Genomic DNA, 20,463 nt, shown 5'->3' with positions numbered 1-20,463 from the left:
AACCAGACCCATAAAAACGCGCTATAGACGTTTACAGCATGCCATGAGGCGGCCTGCATGGCCCGTTACAGCGCGAACTCACGGGCGCCGTCCGTTAAAATTGACGAATCGCTCGACCCGTTGATCGACAGCCAAAATATTACGCTCGAGCTGTTGTCGCCACTGTTCCAGCTGGTCGCTATTCAAAGTATCGGGAACGGTCACGGGTGCGCCAAACATTAGCGTAACCTGGCTAAAGGGCAGCGGAATTTCCAAGCCATCCCAACGTTTCGAAAGGACGAACTTATGCTTACTGGCGACCGATATGGGAATAATCGTCGCATTCATCTTCGAGGCAATCCAGACGATACCGCTCTTAACCTGGTGTTTAGGGCCCAAGGGACCGTCTGCCGCGGTACCGACGCTATTATGCTCCTGGCGCACTCTGGCGAGCAGGCTGCGCATCGACTGACGAGTAGCCCGGTTTGGAATCAATAGACTGCTAAAACCAAAGCGTCGAGAGATCGTCGCGATGGCGTCACCGCGATCCGACTCACTGCTGATAACACAGCCTTGATAGCCTTGTAATAGGGGCAATATGGGCACATATTTACCGTGCCAAAAGTACAGAAAGGTTGGTTTATGGCTATCGTAGGGGTCATCATAGAAGCGGCGATCGACGAAGCGAATTCGCCAGGTCAGTTTCAACATATACAGACCCGCGGCCGCAAGGTGACCGCGCCATTGACGCAGATTTGGGTTGCTAAGTTTCACTGTGTTACAGCGACGTTGCATGTGCGGCTCCGTGCCCTTTCCGATATCCCTGATGCCAACCATGATATTGACCGCGAGCTTTAGCACAACCTAGGCATGGCCCCACGGTATCACAATCACCAATTAATGCCGTTGTGGTTTGGCCCCAGGCCGCGGTCGATCGGGCTCACAGGGCCTGCCCCGCTACTAGGGTAACCAACGTTTGCGCAACTGACCCTCAAATGCGCCAAATAAGGCCGCGCTTGCGCCCTTGATGCGCTGCTCGAGGCTCTTGTGCGGGACCCATTGCACCTTGTACACCTGTGACTGTGCGCAAACCTGTTGCAAATATGCATCACTGGTCGATATTTCGTCGACCAGTTTTAACGTGAGCGCGTCTTCGGCCAGCCAGAAATCCCCTTCAGACACCTGGTCGATATCGAGTTCACTGCGGTGACGTTTGACCAGTGCTTTAAAATGACCGTGAATGGCGCCCAGATCCAATAAATGCTTTTCCCGACCCTCATCGGTATTTTCCCCCAAGAGGGTTAAGGGTGCCTTATGTTTACCTGCGGTTAACACATCCACATCGACATCCAAGCGTTTCAGCAAGCGATGGACGTTGGGTATTTGTGACACGACGCCAATGGACCCTACAATGGCGAATGGCGCGGCTAAGATGCGATCGGCAACACAGGCCATCATATACCCGCCGCTTGCGGCGACCTGATCGACACAGGCCGTCAAGGTTAACCCGGCATCGGTTAAGCGCACCAATTGGGACGCGGCCAAGCCGTACCCGGTTACCGAACCACCTGGGCTTTCGATGGCAATTATGACCTCCTCTCCGGGCTGGGCAATGCTCAGTATGGCGGTCACTTCTTGGCGTAAATTGGCTAATTGAGAGGCATGAATATCGCCTTTAAACTTGAGGTAATAGGCGTTTTTAGCTGTATCCTCGGACTTTTCAGCACTTTTATCGGCCACCTTGCGCGCTTTAAGGACCTTTTTTAGGGCTTTCTTGCTGAGCATTTGGTGGCGCATACGCAAACCAATATCATCGAACACTCGATTAAGATGCTGAATAACGAGTTTGCCTTGATTGGGTCCCTCACCGCCCAGTTTGGATGCCCGGACGAGCACGCCCAGTAACACCACAGCGGCAACGAGAAACGTCAGGGTTTTAAGTAAGAACAGGACATAATCAGACCACAAAATAGTACACTCCTAATATTTGAACGACTGTTTCAAACATATGTTTGATTTTTAAACTTCGCTACACCTACAATGTATACAGGCACTAGTTGGTGTCAACACTCAAACTTTGCAAGAGGAGCAAACCGGATGAGCAGCCTAGTAGACGCTTTTAACCAGATAGAGTCCCGTTTTAATGCAACCGCCGCGGCCGGTCTTGATGTTGTGTTTCAATTTACCATTGATGATGACGCTTACCACCTCGTCGTCAAGGACGAAAACTGTACCTTAACGGTCGGCGAGCACGAGGATCCGACGGTCACCCTGATTATGAATAGGGCCACCTTTGAAGAGGTCGTGAGCGGTGAATTGAACGGCATGCAAGCCTTTATGGCCGGCCGACTGCGCACCGAAGGCGATATGATGTTAGCGACTCGATTAGCCGCCCTATTTTCCCTCTAACCCTGCGTCCTGCTTACCGCTACCGGCTTAGGGCGGTAGCTTGGCCAAGTCGCTAAACCTTGAGGGAATTGAGCGAATGCACGGCTAATTTCAAGATATCCAGATTTTCGCTGGAACTCAGCAATCCCTCCAAATAGAACTCCAAGCTCGACAGCGCATCGGCAAACAACTCCAGTTGGTCGGGATCGATCAGTGTGCCCTTTTCAAGCAGCTCGCGCTGAATAAACACGATGATCCGAGACACAATAGTCGCGGCCTGGTCGCTGTTTAAAAATATCAGCGCACCGCGCACTCCGGCCAGCGTTGCGACGACATTAGATAGGTGCAGCCGATCCCCTTCAGAGTCCATATAGGCTGAAATGGCGCGTTTGGCTAGGGCCAAACCGCCCTCCGATTCATCGATTAAAATCACGCGGGCCTCATGCAATTGCACCTGAAATGCCTTATTTTCACCCTCCAAGTCTTTCTGCGAAAAACCTTGGAGTAACCTAGCCAGTGCGCTTTCAGCATAGAGTACGACATCGGCGATGGCTAGCAGCTCATCATGGCTAGGCGCGGCACTGTCGGCCCAACTGCCGACTATATCGGCCTGCCCTTTTAACACGTTAGCGGGGCTGGTTAAGCCCACCATGACATAGATATCGGCAACTTTTTTCAGACGATTGTGCAATTCTTTGGCCGAAAAAGGCCCACCTCGGGCGACCTGATCGACCGAATCCTTAATCGCGGTAATATCCTCCTTTAAGGCCTCCGCCACACTGGCCAGGACACCTCGACCGGGACTAAAGAGCACTTGGCGCTGCTCTTCGAGCATTGCTTCGCTATAGGGTAGGCGCGGCAGCTGATAGAAATTGGCGACCTGAAGGGCCTTTGGGCTATCGCATTGGTTCAATGCCAGTAAAAACAAAAATTCCTTGATCAGGGCTATGTTGTTCTGTTGTCTAAGCGACTCCGGCGCTTTTAGGATTAGGCTTCTCAGCTCCCGCTCCAGTAAGGAAAACAAACGCTTTCGAGTCGGCGTCATGCTCGCCTCGTTAACCACCATGGCGTCCAATGCACCTGAGGCAACCCACCAGAGCGGGGCACAGGGTGCATTGCCTAACAGCTGATCGATTCGGCCAATGGCCAAGGCCATATAACGCAGAGCGCCTTTGGCTCGATCCCCGCGAATTACATGCAACAGACCGGCCTGGTACATCTGTCGAAACTTACGTAATTTAACCAGCGTGTCTCGGGTTATTCGTACCGGCACCTTGGACGGTACCTTACTGGGTTTAAAGCTAAACTGGAAAAAATAGCCTTCCCCTAGGACCGGGGCTTTGCGGGCTAAACGCAAGGTGTTGATAGCGGGCAGCAAGACAGCAGGCACCGCCTTTTGTTGCAGACTCAGCAATTCCAAATAACGGGTCAATATTACCAGGGTTTGACTAACAGCTTCTAATATCGACTTAACGCCTTGCTCGGTTATCTCAAGGCCATCGGGCAGCGCGTTTAAAGCCGTATTTATTTCATCACACACGGAGATGGCGCCACTCTCCTCCAAAACCTGAAAGATGCCCCGCAATTGCCGAACGCAGTCCTGAACTTCTTCAAGGGACGCCAATTCGCTGCTGTTCTCGCTAAAGTCTTGCAAAGCGGATTGGGCTTGTTGAATCGTTGTGCCAAGTTCGCCCTTGATCGCCTCTGCTGAAAAAATTGCACTCATCTGGTCACCCAACTCCGAACTTTTTCATCGTCTCTGTGTAATGTTAGCTTGTTATTCACCACGAGTAGGTCAATTTACCCCTTCGTGATCGGCCATCACTCTTTGCGTCCCCTGCATTAACATGCGCTAATCGGCAAATTCGTCCCTGCTAAAAATACTGACATTGCGTCCAAGAGTCTATGAACAGCCGGGAAACGCGACATCTATAGGGTAAAGATGTGTCCGACATCACGCTCTAGAGCATTTAATAATAGTATTTTCTGTGCTGACGAAAGACCGTATACTGCCTTTTTCATCAAGCATTTCGTCTATCCTATGTCTTTAGCGTCCCAGCCTTTAACAACGCAGTCTACAAAACCCCATGCTCAGTACCCGCACAAGTATTCCGTTGCACCGATGATGGATTGGACCACCAGTGAATGTCGTCAGTTTCACAGGTTACTGACCAAAAAGGCTCTGCTCTATACCGAAATGGTCACAACAGGGGCTCTAATTCACGGCAACACCGAACGGTTTTTACGCTTTTCGGCTGCGCAAGAGCACCCGGTCGCGCTGCAGTTGGGCGGACATGATGCGCATGATCTGGCGCATTGTGCACAGCTTGCTCAGGATTATGGCTATGATGAGGTCAATCTCAATGCGGGTTGTCCCAGTGATCGGGTTCAAAACGGTATGATTGGTGCCATCCTAATGGCCCATGCGCAACTGGTCAGCGATGCGCTCAAGGCCATGTTAGATCGGGTTGACCTACCCATAACCATAAAGCATCGAATCGGCATTGATGATTTTGATAGCTATGCCTTTTTACGCGACTTCGTTGGTACCGTCGCACAGTCCGGTTGCACAACCTTTATTGTGCATGCCCGGAAGGCCATCTTGAAAGGCCTGAGTCCGAAACAAAACCGTGACGTCCCGCCCCTCGACTATCAACGCGTTATTCAGTTAAAAAGGGATTTCCCAGAATTGCATATTGTGATCAATGGCGGCATTAAGGACCATGGTCTGGCTCAGGATCTGCTGGATCAAGGCGTGGACGGCGTCATGGTAGGCCGGGAAGCTTATCAAAACCCCCTTCTTCTGCTTGAGGTTGACAAGCTTTTCTACCAGTCGGCCGACCCCTATGACACGCCAGAGGCGCTCAATGAGGTTTTAATCGACTGGATTCGACTCAAGGTGGCCTCGGGCACACCGCTAAAGTACTTGGCGCGTCATATGTTGGGTCTATACAGCGGACAAGCCGGGTCAAGAAAGTTTCGTCGTCATCTGAGTGAAACCATGCATCCAATTGAGGCTCCGCCGGATATCTTCGAAACAGCCCTGGCCTTTATCAAACCGATTGGTTTCCGCGGGCTCCAAGAATATAGCGAGTAAGGAAGACGGCCATCGCTAAGGTGTTGACTAACGCTTGAAACGTGGCGCCATGCCGATTATTATAATTTAACCCATTATAGATAACGGTATAAAATGGAACACTCCATCTTTAAACAGTTTGAACACCTAAGATCGACTATGTTGATTTTTGCCCGGGAATTGAATGACCAGGCCAAGGTTCAATGGCTAGCTCCCTGGCATGGGCTGGGCCAATCGGCAACCGTAGAAGATATCCTGTTTGATCTCTGGTATCACGAGGACCAAGATGGGCGGGAAACGCGCGTCTATCCTGGACTCATCGGCCTGACGCGGCAACAATTCACCTATGCCAATGAAATCAATATCGCCAAGGACACCTTTCGTAGCACCATTGCGCAAATTAAAGAGCTCGATAAGGCCAATTGGCGAGAGATTCAGGGTCGATTAGCCCGCCGTTACCAGGCTCTGAATGACCAGATGTCGCGCGAGGGCTTAAATCGATTGCATTTAAAACAGGTTTTTCGGCATTTGCCACTGGTCGTCAGTCGGCCCGAAAAGGTAGGTTTTAGTTGGTATACCAGCGGCCGTTCAATCAAGAAAACTAGCAAACAACAGGCCTATGAGTTGCTTTGTAAGCTCAATACCGACTCCAGCCATATCCGCATTCAGCTCGAACGACTGGCTAGCCTGAGCGACGATGAGCCCCTGGCGCGAGTGCAAAAACAGGCACCGATACTGCGTGCTAATCTAATCTTTGCCGACAAAAAACGACGCTCTCTTAATGTCTCCTTGCCACTGCTCTTCCCGCACGAAGGTAAGGGCGAATTGCCGGAGTTCAATGTACCCCCGATCGAACCACCATCCCAACGGACTCGGCTTGTGCGCAGCGACAATCGAATCGATGATGATGCTTTTTTGCCATCGATACGGGTACATCGCTATGCTAGCGCAGTCAAGCGCGCCTTCTATTAAATGAGCTGCATTAAAACAGTCGATTCAAGCCATTCAGGGCGGCAACCCGGTAGGCCTCGGCCATGGTCGGATAATTAAAGGTGTGCTCGAGAAAGTAACGAATCGAGTTGCCGCCACCCTTCTGCGCCATGATGGCTTGGCCAATGTGGATGATTTCCGCAGCCTGATCGCCGAAACAGTGGATACCCAGCAACTCGGTGGTCTCACGGTGAAAGAGCAATTTTAATACCCCGGTCTCCTCGCCGGTGATTTGGGCTCGGGCGGTATCTTTGAAGTAGGCTTTGCCCACTTCGTAGGGGATTTTGGCTGCGGTCAGTTCCCGTTCCGTCTGACCGATGGTGGAGATTTCTGGGATGGTGTAGATACCAGTCGGCACGCTATTGATCTTACGATAGGTGCCGTTATTTGAAATCACCCCCGATACCGAACGTCCTTGATCATAAGCGGCGCTGGCGAGGCTGGGCCAACCAATCACGTCGCCTACGGCGAAGACATGCTCTATGGTGGTCTGATATTTATCGTCAACATCAAGTTGGCCGCGCTGATTGGCAGGCAAATCGATAGCCGATAAATTTAACTGGTCGGTATTGCCGGTACGGCCATTGGCCCACATGAAGGCATCACACTTTATTTTCTTGCCCGAATTGAGCGTCAAGATGACATGATTGTCGAACCCTTCGACCGATTTAAAGGTTTCGTTGTGGCGAATCAACACCCCATGGCCGCGTAAGTGATAACCCAGACCATCCGAGATTTCATCGTCCATAAAGGCTAGTAGGCGGTCTGCGGGATTGATTAGATCCACCTTTGCCCCTAGCCCGTTGAAGATCGAAGCATATTCACAGCCAATGACTCCGGCGCCATATATCACGATGTTGCGTGGGGTCGTAGCCAAGTCAAGGATGGTGTCACTATCGAAAATCAATGGATGCGTAAAGTCGACTTCGGGCGGACGATAGGGCCGAGAACCGGTGGCAATCACAATATTGGTCGCCTTGAGCGTCTCGACCTTATTGTTCTCCAGCTCAATTAAAATAGTTTGGTTGTCTTGGAAATTGGCCTGGCCAAAGAACAAGTCCACCTTATTACGGGCGTAAAACCGGGCGCGCATGGCAGTTTGCTTCTCGGTCACCTTTTGCGCCGTCAAACGGATCTGTGCGAAAGATAACCATTTTTGTTCAGACATGTTGCGGAACATGGGATTGCGGTTGTATTGCATAATCTGATGAACAGCGTGGCGCAACGCCTTGGATGGGATGGTGCCCTTGTGGGTGCAGTTACCGCCAACCTCGCTGCGGGCATCGATAACAGCTACCTTCAACCCAGCCTTACTGCCGTTCATGGCCGCACTTTCACCCGAGGGCCCGCTGCCTATTACCACTAGATCATACTTATGTTCCGACATTAAAACTCCAGGTAACGTTATTTGCTCGCGTCATAAGATAAGGGTGTGGAAGATTTCTTACCGGTCACCTTGTTCTCTTCATCACATATGCTTTCATCGCCACCACAGACATCACATTCCGATAGCATGCCGATGGCTGCCATACCGCCGCAGGAACCGGCAATAGGCTTACGGCCAAAGATCACGCCAACGGCCATAAGGCCTACAACCGTGAGCATAAAGGCGAAAACTACTAAAATCGTATCCAACATATTACTCTCCTAAATATTCGTTGCTAACAAACCAAATTGCGCGGTAAATTGACTCGACTGCCAGGATCGGAAGGTTGAACCCTCCTTGTAGATCAACAAGACAGCCAAATTTTTCGCCTCAGCCAGTTTCAGCGCCGGCTCCTTACCCATAGCCATAAAGGCCGTGGCATAGGCATCGGCATCGATACAAAGGGGCGTGACAACGGTCACTGACGCTAGATCGTGCACCACCGGGTAACCCGTTTTGGGATCAATGGTGTGGCTGTAACGCTGTCCATTCACTTCAAAAAAATTACGATAATCACCGCTGGTTGCCACCGCCCCAGTACTGATTTCGAGAATTCGAAACACCGAACGACTCGCTGAATCGGGATTCTCGATCGCAATGCGCCAGGCAACCCGATCCGGTTTGGTGCCGGAAAAACGCATCTCACCACCAACCTCGACCAGGTAATTGGCAAAGCCTTTTTGACCCAAATAGTCGGCCACCAGATCGACCGCGTAGCCCTTGGCAATGGCTGACAAATCCAGCGCGCGCGGGGCCAGTTTGGTCAAGGTTTCGGCCTCCTCGTTGACCACCAACTGTGCGTAACCGACTTGCGTCTGCAGCTGCTCTAGCTCAGCGAGGTCGGGCAGATCCGATTGACCGACTATGGGCCCAAAACCCCACAGATCGACCAGTGGCGCCACGGTTGGATCGAAGTAACCGTCGGTGGCCTCGGCTATTTGCAATGCTCGCTCAACCACATGAATGGTTTTTGCGTCGACCGCTACCGGGCTGTTTACCGGCGCAGCTGCGAAGATTGATAGGTCAGATCGTGGCAAATAGGTCGACATGCGATTGTTGATGTCGGCCAGGACTCCCTCGACGCCCAGCTGCAAACCGCGCGCTTCGGACAGAGTACTCACTAATTTAACGGAATAACTGGTCCCCATGGCATAGCCAAACAGAGTTTGGACTTCTAAGGGCTCAGAAACAGAACAGCCCGTAAGGCTGTATACACTTAGGCAGACAGACAATACGGGCTTTAAGAGGTGCTTTAACATCCAACGCTCGCTAACAGGGTTTAACCACCAAAGTCATCCAAGAGGATATTTTCACGCTCAACACCCAGATCTTCCAACATTTTGATCACCGCCGCATTCATCATCGGAGGGCCACACATGTAGAACTCACAATCTTCGGGGGCTTCGTGATTTTTGAGATAATTTTCAAACAAAACGTTGTGAATAAAACCGGTGTAACCGTCCCAATTGTCTTCTGGCATCGGATCAGACAGCGCCAGATGCCAATCAAAATTCTCATTTTCAGCGGCAAGCATGTCATATTCATCTTGGTAGAAAGCCTCACGCATTGAGCGTGCGCCATACCAGAAGCTTATCTTGCGCTTACTGCCAATGCGTTTGAGTTGGTCAAAGATATGTGAGCGCATCGGCGCCATACCAGCTCCGCCGCCGATAAAGACCATTTCGGCTTCACTTTCCTTAGCAAAAAACTCACCGAAGGGACCGTATACGTCAATCTTGTCACCTGCCTTGAGGCTAAAGGTATAGGAAGACATCTGTCCGGCCGGAAGGCTGGTGCCCGGTGGTGGCGTCGCAATACGAATATTAAATTTCACGATGCCGACTTCATCGGGATAGTTGGCCATCGAATAGGCCCGAATCACCGGTTCAGTCACCTTAGAGCTATTCTGCCAGATGTTAAACTTATCCCAGTCCGCGCGGTATTCTTCATCGACTTCAAAGTCTTTATAGAATACTTCATGGGGTGGGCATTCGAGCTGAACATAACCGCCGGCGCGGAAATCAACACTTTCACCTTCCGGTAATTTGAGGGTCAATTCCTTGATAAAGGTGGCGACGTTGGGGTTGGACATTACAGTACATTCCCATTTCTTCACGCCAAACACTTCCGGGTCGACCTGAATGGTCATGTTTTCTTTAACGGCGACCTGGCAGGACAGACGCCAGCCTTCGCGCAACTCACCCTTGGTGAAATGCGGGACTTCCGTTGGCAAGGCACTGCCGCCGCCGGAGGTCACCATGCATTTACATTGTGCACAGGTTCCGCCACCGCCACAGGCCGACGATAAGAACACACCGTTGGCCGACAGGGTCTGCAGCAGTTTACCGCCCGCGGCGACGGTTAATTTCCGATCCGCCGCATCGTTGATATCGATGGTCACATCGCCACTGTTAACAAGTTTGGCACGTGCCGCTAAAATAACGGCCACCAACAAAAAAACAATCGCGGTGAATAGAACGACGCCTAATAGTATTTCTGTAGTCATCTCTTACTTCCCCTCAGCTTTTACAGTGATACACCAGAAAAAGACATAAAGCCTAAAGACATTAAGCCGACGGTAACAAAGGTAATGCCCAGTCCGCGCAGTCCATCAGGAACGTCACTGTACTTTAATTTTTCACGAATACCGGCCAATGCAATGATCGCCAATGCCCAACCAGCACCCGAGCCTATACCGTAGACGACGCTTTCACTGAAGTTGTAACCGCGTTCGACCATAAACAGGGACCCGCCCATGATGGCACAGTTAACGGTAATCAACGGCAGGAAGACGCCTAGAGCGTTGTAAAGGGCTGGAAAAAATCGATCTAACACCATCTCCAAAATCTGGACTATCGCAGCGATCACGCCGATATAGCTCAGATAGCCCAAGAAACTTAGGTTGGCTTCAGGAAAGCCGGCCCAAGCTAAAGCACCTTCACGCAGCACAAAGGTAAACAGAAGATTGTTGACCGGTACCGTGATGGTTTGCACCACGATTACGGCAATGCCCAGACCGATGGCCGCGGACATTTTTTTCGACAGAGCCAAGAAGGTACACATGCCTAGGAAAAAAGCGAGGGCCATGTTTTCAACAAAGACCGCGCGGATAAATAAACTGATTAAGCCTTCCATTTACACGGCCTCCTTATGGCTCTGCTTGGCTAAGCGATAATCCACCGCTTCAACCTGATCTTTGCGTTGAGTACGGATGAGCCAGATAAAACCACCAATCAGGAAGAACGCGCTGGGCGGCAGTAACAACAGTCCGTTGGGAATATACCAGCCGTCGTCTTTGACCAGCGGCAGAATGTTGTAACCCAACAATTTACCCGCGCCGAACAACTCACGAATAGCGGCTAAAAATATCAGCACCACACTGTAGCCCAGTCCATTGCCGATACCGTCTAAAAAGCTGGGAATCGGTGGGTTGGCCATCGCGAAGGCTTCAGCACGCCCCATCACGATGCAGTTGGTGATAATCAGACCGACAAACACCGATAGCTGCTTGGAAATATCATAGGCGTAGGCTTTCAATACCTGATCCACCACGATCACCAGCGACGCAATAATGGTCATCTGAACGATGATTCGAATGCTGCTCGGGATGTAGTTTCGAATCGAGGCGATAAAGAAGTTTGAAAATGCCGTAACCAAAGTTAGTGCAATACACATCACCAGGGTTACTTTCAAACTAGTGGTCACCGCAAGTGCAGAACAGATGCCTAAAATTTGCAGGGCAATTGGATTGTTGTCGAATATAGGGGACAACAGGACCTTACGAGTATCGGACATCTTACGCCCCTCCTGTTTTGAGCTGATCAAGGAATGGTTTAAAGCCATTATCACCGAGCCAGAACTGCACTAGGTTGTCGACGCCACGAGTCGTCAAGGTAGCGCCCGATAGGCCGTCAACCTGGTAAGGACTAGCGGCATCCGCTTGCCCGCCCTTGGTCACTTCAATGGCCATATTGCCCGTTTCATTGAGGATCTTCTTGCCAGGCCACTGAGCCTTCCATTTCGGATTATCCACTTCACCGCCTAGACCCGGCGTTTCAGCATGGGAGTAGAAGCCCAAACCGGCGACGGTATTAAAGTCGCTTTCAAGCGCAATAAAGCCCCAGAGGGTAGACCACAGGCCGTAGCCTCGAATGGGCAGCACGACTGTTTCAATGTCACCGTTTGTACCGCGCACCAGATAGACTTCGGCATACTTTTCACGCCGCTTGATGTCGGCGATATCAGTCACCTTGTCCAGCGCGTCAGTTAACGCAGGATCGGATACAGCCTTGACTGAGTCAAAGGTGTCGACATCGAAGTCAGTCGAAAACTGGCCTTCACTGATGTCCACCAGACGGGTCTCGATGGAGGCAAACAGCTCTTTAACCGTCTTGCCGTCTTCCATAAGACCGGCGGCCGCGAGAATGTTGCGCTTCAGATCGAGCTCTTTATTCTCAACTTGCAGCGGCCGCAAGACCACCGCTGATGTTGCTACCACGATCGCACACACCATGCAGACGGCAAAGGCGACGGTGAATACATATTGGATGGAGTCTTTATTTTTAGCCACGAGCGAGTCTCCGCTTCACGTTTCGTTGAGTCACGAAATAATCGATGGTTGGCGCAAAAATATTGGCAAACAAAATAGCCAACATAATGCCCTCAGGATAGGCAGGATTGACAACACGAATCATAATTGCCATCAGGCCGACCAAGACACCAAACCAAATTCTGCCTTCGTTAGTCATCGATGATGAAATCGGATCGGTCGCCATAAAGATAGTACCGAAAGCTACACCGCCGATTACAAAATGCCAATACCAAGGCAAGTTAAACATCGGGTTAGTGTCTGAGCCAATCAGATTAAAGAACAGGGAGGTGCCGATAATGCCGACCAAAACGCCAAACACGATCCGCCACTGCACAATGCCCATAACCATCAGAACGGTACCGCCGAGCAAGATCATCAGCGTTGAAACTTCGCCTACCGAACCCTGTTGAATGCCCAGGAACGCTTGCATCCAAGTGAGACCGCCTAACGCGTTATCGATCAGGCCATTGGCGGCGGCAATGCTCAGTGCGGTAGCACCGGAAAAACCGTCGACCGCAGTCCAGACTGCGTCACCGGACATAGAGGCCGGATAGGCAAAGTAGAGAAACGCACGACCGGTCAGAGCTGGGTTGAGAAAGTTCTTACCCGTGCCGCCAAATACTTCTTTGCCGACGACGATGCCAAAACTGATACCCAGCGCAACGGCCCAAAGGGGTATGGTCGGTGGGCAGATCAGGGCAAAAAGAATCGAGGTAACAAAGAAACCCTCGTTCACCTCGTGGCCACGGATCGAAGCAAAGAGAATTTCCCAAAAGATACCCACAGCAAAGGTGGTTATGTAGATCGGTAAGAAGTAGACCGCGCCGTACCAGAAATTATCCCAGAGGCTGGCCGGATCGTTGCCCGATAGCAACAGAATTAAACCCTGATGCCAGTCTTGCGGCATTACTCCCGCACCACTGGCTAGAGCCGTATTGGCCTGATAACCCAGGTTCCACATGCCCCAGAACATGGCCGGAAAAACAAACAACCAAACCATGATCATGATTCGTTTAAGATCCATGCCATCGCGCACATGCGAAGTGGTATTGGTCATGGAATTGACCTTGTACAGTGCCGTATCGATGGCCTCGTACAATGGATATAGGGGAGCTAATTTGCCGCCCTTGTGAAACTGAGGCTCGATTCTATCTAAATAAGCTCGAAGTCCCATGATTAACCCTCCAGCTCTATTTTAGTCAAGGTATCCCGAAGGATTGGACCGTATTCGTATTTGCCTGCGCATACATACGTACACAGAGCCAGATCGTCTTCATCCAATTCTAAAACGCCCAATTGCTCGGCCGACTCCAGGTCGCCGCAAACTAAGGCGCGCAACAATTGAGTCGGTAAAATGTCCAACGGCATGATTTTCTCATACTGACCAATCGGCAACATACTGCGCTCGGAACCGTTGGTCGACGTGGTGAAATCGAAGAGTTTGTTTTTGAACAAACTCGACACATAGGTATTCTTGACCGAATACATATGGGTACCAAGCCGCAAGAAATGGACCATCGGACGAGAATAGTCATTTTCCAAGACACTCAGCTGAGTGTGGTAACGACCGAGGAACTCGGTGACCGACAAGCCGGCGTGACCGCCGAAGACAGAACCGGAAATCAGGCGGTTTTCGCCGGGCTTGAGTTCGTCTTGAGCTAATTCCGCCAGGGAAGCGCCGAGCAGGGTCCGAATCAGGCGAGGTTCTTTTACCTGGGGACCGGCGATGGCAATCACTCGACTGGTATCGAGTTGTCCGGTTGAGAACAGTTTGGCGATAGCGATCACATCTTGATAACCAATGGTCCAAACCGTTCTTTTGACCGACACCGGTGCCAGAAAATGGATATGAGTGCCGGGATTTCCGGCTGGGTGAACGCCGCTAAACTCTTCAACGGTGACACCCTCAGCGCTAGGTATCTTGGCACCGGCGGCCTTACAGAGCCAAACCTTGCCCGCTGTTAGCTTCGTCAGCAGCGTCAAACCAAGCGCGAACGCTTCGCTCTGCTCCGCGATGACCACGACCGGATCAACGGCTAAGGGATTGGTATCCATCGCCTGCACAAAGATCGCCGACGGTTGCGCGTCTATTGCCGGGGCCTTGGAATAAGGACGGGTACGAAAGGCGGTCCACAGACCGGATTCAACCAATTGACCCACCAGATCAGCGACCGGCAAAGCCACCAGCTCAGCAGCGCTGTATTGTTTGAAGCTAACCTGCTCGTCACCCTGAACATCGATCACGATTGACTGGAACACCCGACGGGCACCCCGGTTTATTTTCGCAACGACGCCCGAAGCGGGTGCGGTAAAAAGCACCCCGGGATTTTTCTTATCAGAAAAAACGGCTTGGCCTTTCTTAACCGAATCGCCTTCACGGACCAACATCGTTGGCTTCATGCCATGATAGTCATAGCCGACTAGGGCCACGGAACGCACTGAACGACCTTCCGAGATTTCCTGGCGCGGTGCGCCGGAGATCGGTAGGTTGAGTCCTTTTTTGATGGTTATCATATTATTTTATCCGCTGACTTGCTCAGATCACCCATAAACAGTGCTATGTAGCCCTGTTCGGGAACTGTTGCTGTCAAATTTGTTTCAGGCGATCTGCTCTTGCATCGTTGCAAAGCGCAGCACAGCCCCCCAAAATTCGACGACTAGTATAGTGATCCAGCCTTTAGAAGGCTACAGGTGAAATGCCTAGATACTCGTCATTTATGGCACAGTTACTCTTATTTTGATCGTTTATCAGTGCGATGCCTTCAAGAATGTGGGCAAATTCAGTAGAAAACTCGCACCTCAGGAAGAATTTGGCTAGGATTCGCCTTCGATTCGTTCTGATGACCCTAAAAGCCTCCTAAAATGACTTACTTAACATTTCAGTTACCGACCAAAACTGGCGATATTCGCGAAATTGCTAATCTCAGTGGCAGCGCCATTGCTTTCGCACTTGGGGAGATCATGGAACAACACCAACAGACGCTGTTGTGTATTGTCGACTCCCCATCCGAGCTCGAGGCCCTGATTACGGATCTGGAGGCCTATCATCAGGAGCGCGACTGGGACATCTTGACCTTTCCCGACTGGGAAACCCTGCCCTTTGACAACTTCTCGCCCCATGAAGACATTATCTCGGAGCGCTTGCGGGTCTTAAACCTACTGGCCAGTCGACCCAAAGCTATCGTTTTGTCGACCGCAGCTAATACCGTGCACCGCCTGGCGCCCTACTCGGCGATTCAAGGCGGCAGTTTTGCTTGGCGTGTCGGCCAGTCGCTCAATTTGGACCAACAGCGTCGTCAGCTCGAAAAGTCCGGGTATCGTGCCTCTGATACCGTTTTTGAGCACGGCGAGTTCACTGTGCGGGGCTCCTTGCTGGACGTTTTCCCGATGGGTTCCAAATTGCCGGTCCGAATCGAATTGTTTGATGATGAAATAGAGTCGATTCGCTGGTTTGACCCAGACACCCAGCGCAGCGCCGAAAAGGTCGATGAGATCCAGTTATTGCCGGGCCGTGAGGTGCCGATGAGCGAGGCCGGGATCAATATGTTTCGGCAGAATTTTCGCGCCCGATTCGATACCGACTTCAGCAAGAATGCCATCTACCGAGATGTCAGCAATGGCATCCCAAGTCCCGGCATCGAATATTACCTGCCATTATTTTACGAAGAAACCTCAACCCTGTTCGATTACCTGCCCGAGGGCACGCTGATCGCCAGCTCCGCAACCCTGACCGCGACCTTTGAACGGTATTGGCTCGACATCGAAAGCCGCTATGAAAATCGTCGGCACGATGTTCGCAACCCCATCCTGACACCAAACGAACTGTTTTTGCCGAAAGAACAGTTGTTTGCCCATCTGGGGCACTTTCCACGCCTAATCTTGGCTCGCCATGCCTCAGCAGACCAGCAAGGCCGCTACAATCAAGCCATTTTGGCACCGGAAAACTATCCGATCGACCATCGCGCGCAAGAGCCCCTGAGTAAACTCGAGTGTTTCTTGCAAGAAACCGAACATCGTGTGCTGTTTTGTGCCGAATCGGCCGGCCGGCGCGAGGCCTTGCGCGAGTTGCTCGGCCGCATTCGGGTGCGACCTACCGATTGCGATTCCATTAGTGCCTTTCTCGGCGATAGCGCCATCCAAATCGGTGTTAGCATTGCGCCGATATCCAGTGGCCTGACTCTGATTGACCCCAAGATCACCCTGATCAGCGAAGCACAGCTGTTTGGCGAGTATGTCTCGCAGCGGCGGCGACGCAAGAAGACGCTAACAGATAACAATGAACAGATCATCAAGAGCCTAACCGAGCTACATCCGGGTACCCCAGTGGTGCATTTGGATCACGGTATCGGCCGCTATCGAGGACTTGAAACGCTGGAAATGGACGGCCAAGTTCAGGAGTTCCTGACCCTGGAATATGCCCAAGCCGCCAAGCTCTATGTGCCAGTCGCCAGCTTGCATCTGATCAGCCGTTATTCCGGTGCCGATGCCGATTTTGCACCGCTGCACCGGCTCGGTAATGACCATTGGGTCAAGACAAAGCGCAAGGCGGCCGAGAAGATCCGTGACACCGCCGTTGAGCTGCTCGAAATATACGCCCGCCGGGCGGCCCAAAGCGGTTTTGGCTTCACTCTCGATGATATCGAGTATCAACAGTTTTCCGCCGGTTTTGGCTTTGAAGAAACCGACGATCAGGCCTCGGTCATCGAAATGGTCCTGCAAGATATGAAACAGGCTCGACCCATGGACCGGTTGGTGTGTGGCGATGTCGGCTTCGGTAAAACCGAAGTAGCCATGCGCGCGGCCTTTGTCGCCGCCAACAATGGTAAACAGGTCGCCATCCTGGTACCCACCACCCTACTGGCGCAACAGCATTTTGAAAGTTTCCAGGATCGCTTTGCCGACTGGCCTTTCCGCATAGAGGTTCTAAGCCGATTCAACAGCGCTAAGCAAACCAAATTGGTTATCGACGGCCTGGCCGACGGTAAGGTCGATATCGTCATCGGCACTCACAAGCTGCTGCAAAAATCGATCAAACTGAAGCAACTGGGCCTATTGATTATCGATGAAGAGCATCGCTTCGGAGTCACCCAAAAGGAAACCATTAAGGCGCTGCGTGCAAATGTCGATATATTGGCCCTAACAGCCACGCCGATACCGCGGTCAATGAATATGTCGATGTCCGGAGTGCGCGATCTGAGTATTATCGCCACGCCACCGGCGCGCCGGCTGTCGGTAAAAACCTTCGTGCGCGAAAAGGACGATGCCCTGGTTAAAGAAGCAATTTTGCGCGAGATCTTGCGCGGCGGGCAAGTCTATATGCTGCACAATGAGGTCAGCACCATCAATAAGATGGCGCAGTACCTACAAGAACTGGTGCCCGAGGCGCGCATCGTGGCCGCACACGGCCAGATGCCGGAACGGCAGCTGGAACGCATCATGAGCGACTTCTATCATAAACGGTTCAATGTCCTGCTCTGCACGACTATTATCGAAACGGGCATCGACGTACCCAGTGCCAATACCATCATCATCGAACGCGCCGACAAGTTTGGCTTGGCCCAACTGCATCAGTTGCGCGGCCGGGTCGGCCGGTCGCATCATCAGGCCTATGCTTATTTGCTGACGCCACCTTGGAAAGCCCTAAAGCGCGACGCCCAAAAACGGCTCGAAGCGATTGCTGAATCGCAACATCTCGGTGCTGGCTTTACGCTCGCCACCCACGATCTGGAAATCCGCGGCGCCGGGGAATTGCTCGGCGAAGAACAGAGTGGCCACATCGAGGGCATCGGTTTCTCGCTCTATCTGGAGCTGCTCAACAAGGCGGTTACCGCGCTTAAAAAAGGCGAGCATCTGTCTCTGGACGACATCGACAAACAGGGGCCGGAGGTCAACTTACGCATCCCGGCACTCATCCCAGAGGCTTATATCTTCGATATCAATTCTCGACTGTCGATGTATAAACGCATCGCCAGCGTTAAAAACACCGCCGACATGCGCGAGCTACAGGTCGAAATGATCGATCGCTTTGGCTTGTTGCCCGACCAAGTTAAAAACCTCTGCCAACAGACGGTGCTGCGCATTTCATTGGAAACCTTGGGCATTGATCGGGTGGATATGAATAACCGCTTCGGCACGATCGACTTTGGTCGCAAAACCGTCGTCGACCCGATTAAGATCGTGCAATTGGTCCAGGCCGAACCCCATCGTTATGGCCTGGCCAAGGGTACCCAATTGAAATTTACAATCGAAACCGAGACAGCCGATCAGCGATTTGCCACTATAGAGCAGATTCTGGCTAAAATTACCCAATGAGTGTTACGAGACGTTTGATGAAGCTTCCCCTTAGTATTGCCCTGTTCTTACTGTTTACGCTCCCCTTTAGTTATGCTGAAGACAGCACCGCAAGCGCTGAGCCGGAGCGTTGGTTTCAAGTGGAGGTCTTGATCTTCAAGAATCCGCCAATCGATACCGACAATCCTGAATTGTGGCCCGTTTTTGCAGATATTCAGCAGCCATCCGCCTTTATTGAACTGGAAGTCTTGTCCGACGTGCCCACCGACAGCGTCGACGAGATCGATCTGATCGACCTGATCGAGGACACCCCCGCCGACGCGATTATTGACCTGAACGAGCCGGTTGCGGTTGAGCGCTTGGCTTCGTTTATGGCCCTGACGGAGGCCGAACAGCAATTGCTTGGCGCGCGTAACAAAATTGCGCGCGATTCGCGCTATGAGATTCTCTTTCATCAAGCTTGGAATCAACCGGTACCCGGTCGCGACCAGGTCATTCCGATCCGTATTGATGGCGGTGAACGCTTTGGCCGTCAATTTGAGTTACAAGGCTATATCACCCTCTATGTTGAGCGCTACCTGCACCTGAGTACCGATCTACACCTGATCGATTACATAGAAAGCACCGATCCGTTCAATCTGGTCGAAAGCAGCGACGGCAGCGGACCAGTGATCAATAGCCTGGCCGGAATACCCCTGGTCAGTGCGGACCTACTGCCCAATGGCCAGGCCGGTAATGAGTCCGGTCAATTTTTCATCTCCGTACGAGATGTTCAACTGAGCGAGAACCGCCGCATGCGCAGCAAGGAAATCCATTATTTAGACAACCCCGAGTTTGGCCTATTGATCCTGATCACCCCGATTAAAATCCAGTAAGGCCGCGCCCTAGCCCCTAGGTTCGGACCAAAAAAAAGCAGCCAAGGCTGCTTTTTTTTATTCTTGCTTGGCTAGCTTTGATAGAAATCGACCACTAACTGACTGAGTATAAGCCGCACCCGCTGCATACCGGCGGACAGATGATCGTCAATATCCTTGAGCGTGATGGCGCTGGCACCCTTGCCCGCCGCGGAATTGACGACTAGGCCCAGGCTCGCAAAGTTGAGCTTGAGTTCGCGCGCTAAGCAGGCTTCGGGCATGCCGGTCATACCCACTATATCGCAGCCATCGCGCTCCATACGGAAGATTTCCGCGGCCGTTTCAAGCCGAGGGCCTTGCGACACCCCATAGACGCCGCCATTAATCACCTTTTGGTCGACCTTGGCTGCCGATCGGACTAACTCGGCACGCAATGTCTCGGTGTAGGGGAAGCTGAAGTCGATATGGGATAGCGGGGCAAATTCGCCATCAAAGATGGTCGATTCACGCCCAAAGCTATAGTCGATGATCTGCGCCGGGGAAATCAAAGTACCCGGTTTCATGTTTTTCGAGATCCCACCAACCGCATTGACGGCAATGACATCGGTCGCGTAAAGCTTCTGCAAGGCCCATAGGTTAGCCCGATAATTCACTTGGTGCGGTGGAATTTTGTGCGGGTGGCCGTGGCGCGCGATAAACAGCACCCGCAAGCCATTGAGCTCGCCTTCCAATACCGGCGCTGAGGGTGCACCGAAGGGCGTCTGAATGTCATGCGCCGCAGAAATGGTCAGGCCGGGCAGTTCTGTTAAACCTGTGCCGCCGATGATCGCCAATGTACCGGACATATAACCTCTCAAAGTTGGCCGCT

General features: G+C 51.9%; 18 protein-coding genes. 5 read left to right on the top strand and 13 right to left on the bottom strand.

The features are described from left to right. Positions 1-78: 78 nt before the first annotated feature. Both AC4FIC_RS03050 and sohB read right to left on the bottom strand, forming a co-directional pair. Positions 79-774, bottom strand: a complete 696-nt coding sequence (locus AC4FIC_RS03050; protein WP_273285816.1) for a lysophospholipid acyltransferase family protein — start codon at positions 772-774, stop codon at positions 79-81. Between the two features lie 165 nt (positions 775-939). Beyond that, positions 940-1,947 (bottom strand): protease SohB, encoded by a 1,008-nt coding sequence (gene sohB / locus AC4FIC_RS03045; protein ID WP_100257164.1) that lies wholly within the window; start codon positions 1,945-1,947, stop codon positions 940-942. A gap of 129 nt (positions 1,948-2,076) precedes the next feature. On the opposite strand from sohB, the gene AC4FIC_RS03040 reads away from it, so the two are divergent. Continuing rightward, positions 2,077-2,388, top strand: a complete 312-nt coding sequence (locus AC4FIC_RS03040; protein ID WP_100257165.1) for an SCP2 sterol-binding domain-containing protein — start codon at positions 2,077-2,079, stop codon at positions 2,386-2,388. Positions 2,389-2,440: 52 nt separating this feature from the next. Here the strand turns inward: AC4FIC_RS03040 and AC4FIC_RS03035 are convergent, their stop codons facing one another. Then, positions 2,441-4,093, bottom strand: coding sequence for a FimL-related protein (locus AC4FIC_RS03035; RefSeq protein WP_100257166.1), 1,653 nt, complete (start codon positions 4,091-4,093; stop codon positions 2,441-2,443). Between the two features lie 315 nt (positions 4,094-4,408). Here AC4FIC_RS03035 and dusA point away from each other — a divergent pair, with 315 nt between their 5' ends. Further along, on the top strand, positions 4,409-5,464 hold the full coding sequence (gene dusA, locus AC4FIC_RS03030) for a tRNA dihydrouridine(20/20a) synthase DusA (RefSeq protein WP_287420165.1): 1,056 nt from the start codon (positions 4,409-4,411) through the stop codon (positions 5,462-5,464). Between the two features lie 138 nt (positions 5,465-5,602). After that, entirely contained in the window at positions 5,603-6,415 is an 813-nt protein-coding gene (locus AC4FIC_RS03025) for a DNA replication terminus site-binding protein (RefSeq protein ID WP_475843686.1), read from the top strand. A 10-nt stretch (positions 6,416-6,425) separates the two neighbouring features. On the opposite strand, the gene sthA is transcribed toward AC4FIC_RS03025, so the two are convergent. Genes sthA through AC4FIC_RS02980 form a run of 9 tightly spaced genes read right to left on the bottom strand, consistent with a single transcriptional unit; the run spans position 6,426 to position 14,964 of the window. Next, positions 6,426-7,820 carry a Si-specific NAD(P)(+) transhydrogenase gene (gene sthA / locus AC4FIC_RS03020; protein ID WP_100257169.1) on the bottom strand — a complete coding sequence of 465 codons (1,395 nt, stop codon included), beginning with the start codon at positions 7,818-7,820 and terminating at the stop codon, positions 6,426-6,428. A gap of 17 nt (positions 7,821-7,837) precedes the next feature. Further along, positions 7,838-8,068 (bottom strand): (Na+)-NQR maturation NqrM, encoded by a 231-nt coding sequence (gene nqrM / locus AC4FIC_RS03015; protein ID WP_100258734.1) that lies wholly within the window; start codon positions 8,066-8,068, stop codon positions 7,838-7,840. A gap of 12 nt (positions 8,069-8,080) precedes the next feature. Then, entirely contained in the window at positions 8,081-9,118 is a 1,038-nt protein-coding gene (locus tag AC4FIC_RS03010; protein ID WP_100257170.1) for an FAD:protein FMN transferase, read from the bottom strand. Between the two features lie 20 nt (positions 9,119-9,138). After that, positions 9,139-10,365, bottom strand: coding sequence for an NADH:ubiquinone reductase (Na(+)-transporting) subunit F (gene nqrF, locus AC4FIC_RS03005; protein WP_100257171.1), 1,227 nt, complete (start codon positions 10,363-10,365; stop codon positions 9,139-9,141). A gap of 20 nt (positions 10,366-10,385) precedes the next feature. Beyond that, positions 10,386-10,994: an NADH:ubiquinone reductase (Na(+)-transporting) subunit E gene (nqrE, locus tag AC4FIC_RS03000; protein WP_273285820.1), complete on the bottom strand. Its 609-nt coding sequence runs from the start codon at positions 10,992-10,994 to the stop codon at positions 10,386-10,388. Then, the gene (locus tag AC4FIC_RS02995; protein WP_100257173.1) at positions 10,995-11,654 is read right to left on the bottom strand and encodes an NADH:ubiquinone reductase (Na(+)-transporting) subunit D; all 660 of its coding nucleotides are present in this window, start codon (positions 11,652-11,654) and stop codon (positions 10,995-10,997) included. 1 nt (position 11,655) lies between these two features. Next, positions 11,656-12,429: a Na(+)-translocating NADH-quinone reductase subunit C gene (locus AC4FIC_RS02990; RefSeq protein WP_100257174.1), complete on the bottom strand. Its 774-nt coding sequence runs from the start codon at positions 12,427-12,429 to the stop codon at positions 11,656-11,658. After that, entirely contained in the window at positions 12,422-13,624 is a 1,203-nt protein-coding gene (locus AC4FIC_RS02985) for an NADH:ubiquinone reductase (Na(+)-transporting) subunit B (RefSeq protein WP_100257175.1), read from the bottom strand. The genes AC4FIC_RS02990 and AC4FIC_RS02985 overlap by 8 nt, the downstream gene beginning before the upstream one ends. Positions 13,625-13,626: 2 nt before the next feature. Beyond that, complete coding sequence (locus AC4FIC_RS02980) at positions 13,627-14,964, bottom strand: Na(+)-translocating NADH-quinone reductase subunit A (protein WP_100257176.1); 1,338 nt, start codon at positions 14,962-14,964, stop codon at positions 13,627-13,629. Between the two features lie 348 nt (positions 14,965-15,312). Here AC4FIC_RS02980 and mfd point away from each other — a divergent pair, with 348 nt between their 5' ends. Further along, on the top strand, positions 15,313-18,762 hold the full coding sequence (mfd, locus tag AC4FIC_RS02975) for a transcription-repair coupling factor (RefSeq protein WP_100257177.1): 3,450 nt from the start codon (positions 15,313-15,315) through the stop codon (positions 18,760-18,762). 17 nt (positions 18,763-18,779) lie between these two features. Then, the gene (locus AC4FIC_RS02970) at positions 18,780-19,616 is read left to right on the top strand and encodes a CsiV family protein (RefSeq protein WP_287419933.1); all 837 of its coding nucleotides are present in this window, start codon (positions 18,780-18,782) and stop codon (positions 19,614-19,616) included. Positions 19,617-19,687: 71 nt separating this feature from the next. On the opposite strand, the gene AC4FIC_RS02965 is transcribed toward AC4FIC_RS02970, so the two are convergent. Continuing rightward, a complete protein-coding gene (locus tag AC4FIC_RS02965; RefSeq protein ID WP_100257179.1) occupies positions 19,688-20,440 on the bottom strand; it encodes an S-methyl-5'-thioinosine phosphorylase in 753 nt (250 codons plus the stop codon). Positions 20,441-20,463: the final 23 nt, after the last annotated feature.

It is taken from the genome of Reinekea sp. (genome assembly GCF_982785585.1).
The sequence above is the reverse complement of the archived record's forward strand: the minus strand, read 5'-3'. Positions and strand labels throughout refer to the sequence as shown.